10 protein-coding genes and 1 pseudogene are annotated in these 9190 nt (G+C 59.5%); 5 read left to right on the top strand and 6 right to left on the bottom strand.

Annotated elements, in window-relative coordinates; genetic code table 11:
- Nucleotides 1–196: 196 nt before the first annotated feature.
- Together nadD and ruvA are read right to left on the bottom strand one after the other, a co-directional pair.
- A complete protein-coding gene (gene nadD / locus NW838_RS02990) occupies nucleotides 197–805 on the bottom strand; it encodes a nicotinate-nucleotide adenylyltransferase (protein ID WP_414357261.1) in 609 nt (202 codons plus the stop codon).
- Nucleotides 802–1416: a Holliday junction branch migration protein RuvA gene (ruvA, locus tag NW838_RS02985; protein WP_414357260.1), complete on the bottom strand. Its 615-nt coding sequence runs from the start codon at nucleotides 1414–1416 to the stop codon at nucleotides 802–804. Before ruvA ends, nadD begins: the two co-directional genes overlap by 4 nt.
- Before the next feature lie 166 nt (nucleotides 1417–1582).
- Here ruvA and NW838_RS02980 point away from each other — a divergent pair, with 166 nt between their 5' ends.
- The 3 genes from NW838_RS02980 to lspA all read left to right on the top strand — a co-directional run bounded on the left by NW838_RS02980 (nucleotide 1583) and on the right by lspA (nucleotide 3553).
- Complete coding sequence (locus NW838_RS02980) at nucleotides 1583–2386, top strand: ABC transporter permease (protein WP_414427477.1); 804 nt, start codon at nucleotides 1583–1585, stop codon at nucleotides 2384–2386.
- A 157-nt stretch (nucleotides 2387–2543) separates the two neighbouring features.
- On the top strand, nucleotides 2544–2768 hold the full coding sequence (locus tag NW838_RS02975) for a hypothetical protein (protein WP_414357256.1): 225 nt from the start codon (nucleotides 2544–2546) through the stop codon (nucleotides 2766–2768).
- A gap of 260 nt (nucleotides 2769–3028) precedes the next feature.
- Nucleotides 3029–3553 (top strand): signal peptidase II, encoded by a 525-nt coding sequence (gene lspA / locus NW838_RS02970; RefSeq protein ID WP_414357254.1) that lies wholly within the window; start codon nucleotides 3029–3031, stop codon nucleotides 3551–3553.
- Nucleotides 3554–3660: 107 nt separating this feature from the next.
- Here lspA and NW838_RS02965 read toward each other — a convergent pair whose 3' ends face one another.
- Both NW838_RS02965 and NW838_RS02960 read right to left on the bottom strand, forming a co-directional pair.
- Nucleotides 3661–4764, bottom strand: a complete 1104-nt coding sequence (locus NW838_RS02965; protein ID WP_414427476.1) for a threonine aldolase family protein — start codon at nucleotides 4762–4764, stop codon at nucleotides 3661–3663.
- Nucleotides 4751–5821, bottom strand: a complete 1071-nt coding sequence (locus NW838_RS02960) for a carotenoid biosynthesis protein (protein WP_414427475.1) — start codon at nucleotides 5819–5821, stop codon at nucleotides 4751–4753. The genes NW838_RS02965 and NW838_RS02960 overlap by 14 nt, the downstream gene beginning before the upstream one ends.
- A 160-nt stretch (nucleotides 5822–5981) precedes the next feature.
- On the opposite strand from NW838_RS02960, the gene NW838_RS02955 reads away from it, so the two are divergent.
- On the top strand, nucleotides 5982–6932 hold the full coding sequence (locus NW838_RS02955; RefSeq protein ID WP_414357250.1) for a M23 family metallopeptidase: 951 nt from the start codon (nucleotides 5982–5984) through the stop codon (nucleotides 6930–6932).
- Nucleotides 6933–6994: 62 nt separating this feature from the next.
- Here NW838_RS02955 and NW838_RS02950 read toward each other — a convergent pair whose 3' ends face one another.
- Both NW838_RS02950 and NW838_RS02945 read right to left on the bottom strand, forming a co-directional pair.
- Complete coding sequence (locus NW838_RS02950; protein ID WP_414374941.1) at nucleotides 6995–7612, bottom strand: hypothetical protein; 618 nt, start codon at nucleotides 7610–7612, stop codon at nucleotides 6995–6997.
- Between the two features lie 307 nt (nucleotides 7613–7919).
- Nucleotides 7920–8468 (bottom strand): NUDIX hydrolase, encoded by a 549-nt coding sequence (locus tag NW838_RS02945; RefSeq protein WP_011432186.1) that lies wholly within the window; start codon nucleotides 8466–8468, stop codon nucleotides 7920–7922.
- 140 nt (nucleotides 8469–8608) lie between these two features.
- On the opposite strand from NW838_RS02945, the pseudogene NW838_RS02940 reads away from it, so the two are divergent.
- Nucleotides 8609–9190 (top strand): annotated as a pseudogene (locus NW838_RS02940) (anthranilate synthase component I); the annotation flags it as partial.

The raw sequence follows: 9190 nt of genomic DNA, 5'->3' as shown, positions 1-9190 counted from the left end.
ACCCGTTCCCCCTTCGGGGGGATCCCTAGAAATTGGAAACCTTTCACTCTGTTCCCCAATACGATCCCAACCTTCCTGTTCCCCCTTCGGGGGGATCCCTAGAAATTGGAAACATGTTCAAACTAACAAATCTTCAACATCTACAAATTCAGTTCCCCCTTCGGGGGGATCCCTAGAAATTGGAAGAAATTGGAAACTAGGGCTGCAGATAGAGGCGGTGCTGCCGGATGTAGTGCTCCACGGCAGGGGGCACCAGGTAGCGGATAGACCCTCCCTTTTGGATTTGCTGCCTTAGGTAAGTGGAAGAGAGCGTCAGGGTGGGAGCTTCCAGGATTTGGGCTTGGATAGGCAACTTTTCGGCTACCGCCTGCAGCACCTGGGCGGCATCGCCGGCATCCACCCGTGGGGCAACAATCCAATGGCAGAGGCGGGCCAGTTCTTCCGCTTGATACCACTGGGGCAGGTCCCGCAGAGCATCCACGCCGATGATCCAGTACCACTGGGTATTGGGTTGCTCCTGGATGAGGGTGCGCAGCGTCTCGATGGTGTAGGAGCGCCCCGAACGGCGGATCTCCAGCTCTGAGCAGGCGAAGCGCTCGTGGTCGGCAATGGCCAGCTTGACCATCGCCAAGCGGTCGGCTTTGCTGGCGCCAGGGGCCAGAGGCTTGTGGGGGGGATCCCCGGCGGGCATCCACAGCACCTGATCCAGGTCAAACTGCCAAAGAGCTTGTTCTGCCATGATCAAGTGGCCATGGTGCACAGGGTTGAAGGTTCCGCCCAGAATGGCAATGCGGCGGTGCTTCATGGCTGCTGGCTCAGGTAGGTGATGGCATCCCGCAGCCAGTCTTCCGTTGGGCGGGGGTGAGTGGGCAGAGCTTGCAAGGCAGCTTGAATTTCCTGAGTGCTGTAGCCCAGGGCCAGTAAGGCCATTTCCACCTCTTCTCGGATGGGCATGGGCGGCCCCCCGGCCAAGGGTTGATCCGCAACTCCCACCCCCTGTCGCCAGTGGGCCAGCTTGGTTTTCAGCTCCAGGGCCAGCCGTTGGGCCGTTTTATGGCCTACCCCCGGCGTGAGGGAGAGCAGGCGCACATTTTCGGTCACCACCGCCTGCACCAGCTCCGGCAGGCTGAAGGTATTCAGCAGGGCCAAGCCCAAAGCCGGCCCCACCCCCGAGACTTTGATGAGTTCCACAAACAAGTCCCGCTCAGCTGGCGAGCCAAACCCGTACAACACCAGCTCAGTCTCTCGCACCACCAAATGGGTGAACACCCGGACGGGCTCCCCCACTGCGGGCAGTTGCTTGAGAAAACGTCCTGGGGCCTTGACGCGATAGCCGATCCCCTGCACCTCAACGGTGAGGCTGCTGCGCTCTCCCCATTCGATGGCCACAAGGTGGCCGCTTAAAAACGCGATCATGCTGCGAGTTTAATCTGGGTTTGGGATGCTCTGCTCGACTGGAGCTCCAAAGTCGGCCAAGCAATCTAAAGTCCTTGCCAAAGGCTGCTTCCCTACAAGGCTATTTCACAGACCATTTCTCTACCTGTAGACTGTTCCCCATCCAGCTCTGTATTCTCCCTCATCCATGCCGATTCGCCCTTTTCCCATCGGCCAATGGCTTTGGATCCTGTTCTCGCTGGGGGTGCTGCTCTTTCTCCATCTTCCTCTGCTGGTGATCGTCCTTTATGCCTTCAGCCCCGATGAGGCGACCTTGCGCTTCCCTTTGCCGGGGCTGACCTGGCGCTGGTTTGCCGTGGCTTGGGGGCGGGCCGATATTTGGCGGGCCTTGTTTTTGTCTTTGCGGGTGGCTTTGCTGGCTACCGGAGTGGCAGTGGTGCTGGGATCCCTGGCGGCAGCAGCAGTCTATCGCAGCCGATTTTTTGGCCGCGAGACGATCTCGTTTTTGGTGTTGCTGCCCATCGCCTTGCCAGGTATTGTCTCCGGGATTGCCTTGCGCTCGGCGATCCATTTGCTGGGTATCCCCTTCAGCTTTTGGACAATTGTTATCGGCCATGCCACCTTTTGTCTGGTGGTGGTGTACAACAACGTGCTGGCCCGGTTTCGCCGCATGGGACGCTCTCAACTGGAGGCTTCTGCCGACTTGGGGGCCAATCCTCTGCAAACCTTTCGGTACATCCTTCTGCCCGAACTGGCCTCGGCCCTATTGGCGGGATCCCTGCTGGCGTTTGCCCTGTCTTTCGATGAGATTATCGTCACCACCTTCACCGCCGGCCAGCAGCAAACCTTGCCGATTTGGGTGTTTAGCCAGCTCACCAAGCCTCGGCAGCGCCCGGTGATCAGCGTGGTGGCTCTGGGGGTGATCGGCCTGACGGTGCTCCCCATTTGGCTGACCCATCATTGGACTCAAGAGAAAACCTCAACTCGCTGATGGCTCTTTCCAACCTCAGGCAAGGTTTGCGGCTTAGAAGGATCCCCAAGCATTGGCCGGAGTCGCTGTAACAGCAAAGAAACGCTGGCCCTGGTTGATCGCAGAGCCCTTGTGAGAAAATGTAACAAGCATTTCATTTGTGAAAATTGAGGTATCTATGGCTGTCACTCGTGCCGGACGCGCCCCTCTCGTGCGGGGCAGCAGCGAGGGAAATCCTGCCAAGTTCATGGAAATGGCCAGCTCTTTGCTCAGCACCCGCACCCGCCAAGGCAGCGGCAAAAAGGTTCAAGATCGCTCCTCCTACGGCAAAGCGGGCAACCCGCAAGAGTTCATGCAGATGGCCAGCGAATTGCGCCGCTCCCTGGAGCAGCAGGGGCGGTAGCCAATCCTGTCCACCCCCAGGGGATCCCCGTCCAGTTGCCTAAGCTGGACGGTTTTCTTGCTGCTCCTCTCAAGCCAGAGGCGGCCAATCGCTTCTGAGGCCACTCACCGGTGTTGGATCCCGTTACAGGCCCAACTTCGAGTCCAGAGCTCCGCCCTTGAGCTTCTGGGCAATGAGCCGGCAGAAGAGCAGCATGTCAGGATGGGAAAAGTGCTCATCGGGGCGCTCTTGCCGGTGGACGTGATTGAGGCCAAGACGACATGAAAAACAAAGGCTTTTGGCTGGCCGGGATCCTGGGGGTGATCTTGGATCAGGCGACCAAGCACTGGGCAGTGGAACGGCTGCTGCCGGGGCCAGAGATTGAGCTGTGGCCAGGGGTGTTTCACCTCACCTACGTGGAGAATACCGGCGCTGCTTGGAGCCTGTTTGAAGATTCGGCAGAGCTCTTGAAGTGGATCTCGCTGGGGGTGGCGCTGGCGTTGGCGCTGCTGGCCATTCGCGGCGGGATCCTGGGCCGATGGGAACAGGCCGGCTATGGCTTGGTGTGGGCAGGAGCCGTGGGGAACGGCATCGACCGCTTCGTCAACGGCTATGTGGTGGATTTTTTCAATTGGGTCTGGATCCGCTTTCCGGTGTTCAACGTGGCCGATGTGGCCATCAACCTTGGGGTGGCCTGCCTGCTGATCGGTTTGCTACAGGACAACTCGAAGAAAACGGGATCGACTTCCGCCTCGCCCTGCCTGGAGAAAAAGCCCGGTCGCGACAGCACCCACTTTAAGGATTGACCAGCCGATGAACAGCCTTCAGGGATCCCTTGGGATGCTCAGGCCTTTGGCCAGGGGGATCCCCGGTCAGCTGCAAGGACTCCGTCCCGCTAAAGTGCTCCGCACTGCTATCGCGAGCGCGAATGGCTGGCTTGCTGGGCCACCTGGCAGAGGCGCTCGACATCTGCGGGCAAAGTGTTAAAAGCCGTCACCAGGCGGATTAAGTGGTGACCTTCCCCCAGCCAGCGGTAAAACCGAAACCCCGCTCCCTCTAGGGCCTGGAGAACCGGCTCCGGCAGCTCGATAAAAACCTCATTGGCCTCGGTAGGATACACCAACTTGGCTCCCGGCAGGGATCCCAGTCCCTGCGCCAACCGTTGGGCCATCGCGTTGGCATGGCGGGCATTGCGCAGCCACACCCCATCCTGGAGATAGGCCTGCAATTGGGCAGACAAAAAGCGCATCTTCGAGAGCAGATGGCCACTGCGCTTGCGGCGAAACTCAAAATCGCCCACCTGATTTGGATGAAAAAACACCACCGCTTCCGCAGCCCAGGCTCCATTTTTGGTGGCCCCAAAGGACAGCACATCCACCCCCGCTTTCCAGGTCATCTCGGCAGGGGTGCAGCCCAAACCAACCAGGGCATTGGCAAAGCGGGCCCCATCCATATGCACCTTAAGGCCAAAGTGATGGGCCAAATCCGCCAAGGATCTGAGCTGCTCCAAGGAGTAGAGGGTGCCAGCCTCGGTGGCTTGGGTCAGGCTGAGGCAGGCAGGTTGTACGTGATGAACCACCCCAAACCCCGCCCGCTCCAGGGCCGTTTTTAAGTTGCCCCAGTCGATACGGCCTTGTTCCCCTGGGATCCCCACCAACTTGGCCCCACCTGTAAACAGCTCTGGCGCTCCACATTCGTCCAGATTGATGTGGGCCTCGGGATGGCAATAAATCGCCCCGTAGGGTGGGGTGAGCACCGAAAGGGCCAGGGCATTGGCAGCAGATCCTGTTGCCACCGGAAACACTGCCACTTCATGCTCGAAGATCTCGGCAAACAGCCTTTGCACCTGCGCTGTGCATTCGTCCCCTCCATAGGGCATGGCGGATCCCCTGAGGGCCAACAGGGCTTCCATCACCTCAGGACAGGCGCCTGTGACATTGTCGCTGCAAAAGTTCATGGCCTGGACAACTGGGGGATCTCGCCGAGGAAAGGTTAGGGCCAGTTTATTTCGCGCCAACCCAACCGGGATCCTCCAAAGTATCCCAGGCTTGACCTGCCTCTCCCTCGACCGCTTGCAATGGCGGGATGGAGTCCTGTTCAGGATGGGAAGGCGGCACAGGCTGGTCGCGATAGCGGGACGGAGTCCTTTCGCAATAGCGGGATGGGGTCTTTGCACTCCACCACAACCCCAAAGCGGGCCCCAACCCCAACAACAGGCCCAGCCCCGCCGGCGCAACAATGCCGGAGCCCAGGCTCATCAACAGGGCAAAAGCAAAATTAGCTACATAGAGCACCAGCGGCCCCACCAACTGGCGGCGGTCAAGGATGGGTTGATCCTCGCCCCACAGCAGATTGGCCACCGTCATGAAGGCAGCCCCAGTCAGCATCCAACCCCCGAAGTTTTGCAGCGGCATACCGAAGAAGGGCCCCGGCTGAAACCACGTCCAAAACGGGATCAAGCCGCGGGTCATGGCCGGATCCAGCACGAAGTCCCAGGCGGTGAGCAGCAGGGCCCCCAACATGATGGCCTCGAAGTGGATCAACCAGTGGCGCTGGGTTTGCAGAGCCACACGCGCCAACAAATAGGACGACAACCCCACATAAAACCAAGACAGAGGGATGGTAAAAGGCACCAACCCGGCAATCTTATAGCCCAGCCCACTCAGGTAGCCATAGTTGCCAAAGGGGATCCCGGTGCTGGTACCCAACAGCTCACTGCCCAAGGAAATGCCCACCGCCGGGATCAAAAACATCAACAGGCGCCGCATCCCCAACAGCCGGGATCCCATCAGAGCTGCCGCCAGCGCACCGAACACCATGTAGGCCACGCCGCCATTGCCCATGCTCAAGGAGAAAGCTTGAATGCCAATGGGGGGCAAACTGGCCACCCACTCAGGATGGGGTACAACCCAGAGCAACCCTGCCAACCCAAAAAGCAAAGACAGAATGTGCAAACCCAGAGCTAAGGCCTCCAGCCGCTGCCAAATCGAGCCAGACAGGGGCAGAACACTTCGCCCAACAGAAGACTGGAAAGGCAGGCTGACGAGAACACCAGAGGACGAGAACCAACGCATGAGAAACTCCCGAAGAGTGGTTAAGCGAAGCCGCTCTGTCTCCTTGCAACCCATACGGCGGCTGAGGGAAAAAGCGGATGGCCCCAAGAGAGAGCCCGAAGCCAAGAATGAACCCGCTTGCTTGCAGGCCGGCCTACTTGGGATGGCCCTCTGGGCAGGGATGTCACCACCGCTAACGGTGACACTGCTGATATTTTGCTGTCTATTGTATCAATTCGTAAACATCTCGCCCGTTTTTCCTCAGGTCTCCTCCCCGTCTTCGCCGCAGGGATCCCGGGTGGGGGTGTACGCCCAGTTGGCTCGTGCTGTGGAGCGCCAGGACTGGCTTCAGGCCCTGCAGCTGGTGGATCTGTTGCAGCAGCACACGGAAGATCCCGCCCAGCGTCAGGATCTGGAAGACTATCGGCTGGAGCTGGAAAAATATCGTTCTGCTTATGGGGATCCGCCGCCGCCCCAGTGGCCGTTTTTGCACAAGCCCTTTGTTGGGGAATTTCCTGTCACCAACCTCTTCGACCATGACTTGCCTTTGGGGGAGAGGGATGGCAACGGACGGTTTGTGAGTGGGCAAGGCCAGGTTTGGATCCCCGACCCGCTGCACCCCTGTGGCAAAAGCGATGGCCATGCCGGTTATGACTGGGAGATGCCGGTGGGCACCCCGATCCTGGCCGCTGCCGCCGGTCGGGTCACCGTGGCCCGTGAGGAGCCGGAGTTTTTTTGCCCCGGCTTGGGCCGACCGGTCAGGGGGTTGCGGGTGCGCCTTCTGCACGAGCCAGAATTCTCCGATGGGGAGAGAGCAGAGAGAAGAACCCTTCCCCGCTGGGAAACCCTCTACGCCCACCTCAGCCAAGTTGGGGTGCAGGAGGGGCAAGTGGTGGCCGCAGGAGCAGTCATCGGCCTATCGGGAGACAGCGGCTGTGCCAGCGGGCCCCATCTCCATTTCGAGGTGCGTCGCTTCGACAACACCAACTCCGGCCAACCAGCTGCCGTCGATCCCTATGGGTGGTTTGGGTCTGGCCTGGATCCCTGGAGCATTCATCCCCTTGGGGCCGAAAGCCTGTTCCTTTGGCAGGTGGGACAAGCCCCCAGCTTGGGAGCTTGCTGGCAAGGGTAGCGATAGCCATGACGGACATCCGCTCCGCGCGAGACCTCGCTGACAGACAGACGCGCAGCAGATTACAGATCTCGGCGGACAAAGCCATCTCCCTCCCATTGGTAGAGGGTAGCCCTCAAATCACGGCTGGCACCTGGCGGGCTTGAGATGACCAGGATCCCTTGCGGGCTGACCCGCAGGCTGGCATTGCTCAGATCCGTCACGCTCAGCAGTGGCACAAGTCCCTCAGGCCGGTGTTCCAAGACCAAGACAGAGCGCAGCAGGCTGATGCCCCCTCGCTCGGTGAGGAGCACCAACTTGGGCTGTGGGCTGGAGGTAATGTCCGTGCGCAGGTGAGCCTCCACCAACCGTCCTGGGATCGGCTCAGCCGTGTGGAGCAGACGAAAGCTATACCCCCCCTGATGCTCGAAGCTGAGAACGCGCACCACCGGCTCTACGGTGGGCTGCCGCTGAATCTGAAACACAGCCACCACATCCTGGCGAGATGGAGAGGTTAGGCTGGCCGGGAACAGGCGCAGGTTTTCACCGCGATTGCCGCGAATGAAATCCCACCAAATGGATTGATTGAATAAAGCCACAACCCCACCTCGAGCAGCGCCGCCCTCAGAAGGAACCGGCAGCAGCGGAAGCACAGGCTGGGGATAGGCAGGAACAGCAGCAACCGGTAGAGTGGCAGCCAAGGCCGCTCCCCAGGCTATTCGACCACAGGAACACAACAGCTTCCGCATATTTCCTCACTCCTCGCCCCTAAAATTCTAAAGGACTCCAAGGTTCTCCCAGTCAACCAAACAGCCGGGATACAGGGATCCCTTTTATGTCGAACGCAACCTCGATCTCACCTTGATCTCGCCTGGCAATGGGCTACCAAGTTAGGGTGAAAAGCCTGGAGCTTCCTCTGTAGCCAACAAAGTCGGCTTGGAACGACGCCCCGCCAATTTGAAAGGGATCCCCCAGGAGCAAGGGGCAGCCCCCCCCCGACGGAGGGCTCTATTTTTCGGCAGCCAAAAACAATTGGGCCCGCCAAAAGCAGGCAATGGACTTGCTGTCTAAATCCATTCCCAAACGGGCCATTTCTGTAAGCTCAGAAGCAGAAAACTCCACTACGGTAATATCTTCATCCTCATCCTTATCGGGAGGGGAATCCAGCACTTCCAGCTCCCGCGCCAAATAGGCATACATAATCTCGCTGGAATAGCCGGGGCACAAATAAAATTGGCCAAGGGGATCCCAGCGATGGGCACGCAGGCCCGTTTCTTCTTCCAGCTCGCGGCGAATGGTGTCATCGGGATGCTCCCCTGGCTCGACTGTGCCTGCCGGGAATTCGTAAAGATAGGAAGCAACCGCAAAGCGATATTGACGAATGCAGACGAACTTGCCTGCTGCAGTGACGGGCACGGCCACCACCCCCCCGGGATGGATGAGGTACTCCCGCTCTCCCTCTTTGCCGTTGGGAAAACGCAAACGCTGGCTGACGAAGGTGTATTTGTGGCCTTGATAGCGCAGGCGCTCGCGAATCACCTGAGATGGGTTTTGCATGGCAAGGGATCCCGAGAGTAGAGCCGCTCTCAGCTTAATGGTTTTCGGCGCTGTTGCAACCGGGCAATCCAGAGGGATCCACACGCCCTTGGGATCCCGTGTCTGGGGTAGAGTCAGGAAAAGCACAAAAGTTGCAGGCCATGATTTACCCTCCCTTGAAGGAGTTTCTTGCCCTCACCAAGCAGGGCAACTTTATCCCGGTGTACCAGGAATGGGTGGCGGATTTGGAAACGCCGGTTTCTGCCTGGTATCGGGTTTGTGCTGGCCAGCCCTACAACTTTCTCCTGGAGTCGGTGGAGGGGGGGGAGCAGGTAGCCCGCTACAGCTTCCTGGGCTGCGACCCCCTGTGGGTATTGGAAATACGGGGAGATCAAGCCCTACAGCGCTACCGCGATGGCCGACAGGAGCACCACCAAGGGGATCCCTTTGCCATCTTGGCCCGCTGCTTGCAGCCTTATGAGCCGGTGCATTTGCCGGAATTGCCCAGCAGCATCGGCGGCCTGTTTGGCTACTGGGGCTACGAGCTGATTCGCTGGATTGAGCCCAAGGTGCCCATCCACCCCCTGCAGCCGGGGGATCCCCCTGATGCCGTTTTGATGCAGGTGGACAGCATCCTGCTCTTTGACCAGGTGAAGCGCAAGATCTGGGTGGTGGCCTTCGCCGATACCCGTCACCACGCTGCCGAGGAAGCCTATGCCCAAGCCTGCCGGCGGGTGGAAAAG

The sequence above is a fragment of the Synechococcus sp. R55.2 genome, from assembly GCF_047462075.1.
Lineage (GTDB): Bacteria > Cyanobacteriota > Cyanobacteriia > Thermostichales > Thermostichaceae > Thermostichus.
Note: the sequence above shows the minus strand (reverse complement) of the source record. Positions and strands in the feature narration are given on the sequence as shown.

Coding starts and splice junctions, on each gene's coding strand:
- NW838_RS02975 (WP_414357256.1), top strand. CDS start 2,544: ATGGCTGTCACTCGTGCCGGACGCGCCCCTCTCGTGCGGGGCAGCAGC.
- NW838_RS02945 (WP_011432186.1), bottom strand. CDS start 8,468: ATGCAAAACCCATCTCAGGTGATTCGCGAGCGCCTGCGCTATCAAGGC.
- NW838_RS02960 (WP_414427475.1), bottom strand. CDS start 5,821: ATGCGTTGGTTCTCGTCCTCTGGTGTTCTCGTCAGCCTGCCTTTCCAG.
- NW838_RS02955 (WP_414357250.1), top strand. CDS start 5,982: ATGTCACCACCGCTAACGGTGACACTGCTGATATTTTGCTGTCTATTG.
- NW838_RS02980 (WP_414427477.1), top strand. CDS start 1,583: ATGCCGATTCGCCCTTTTCCCATCGGCCAATGGCTTTGGATCCTGTTC.
- nadD (WP_414357261.1), bottom strand. CDS start 805: ATGAAGCACCGCCGCATTGCCATTCTGGGCGGAACCTTCAACCCTGTG.
- lspA (WP_414357254.1), top strand. CDS start 3,029: ATGAAAAACAAAGGCTTTTGGCTGGCCGGGATCCTGGGGGTGATCTTG.
- ruvA (WP_414357260.1), bottom strand. CDS start 1,416: ATGATCGCGTTTTTAAGCGGCCACCTTGTGGCCATCGAATGGGGAGAG.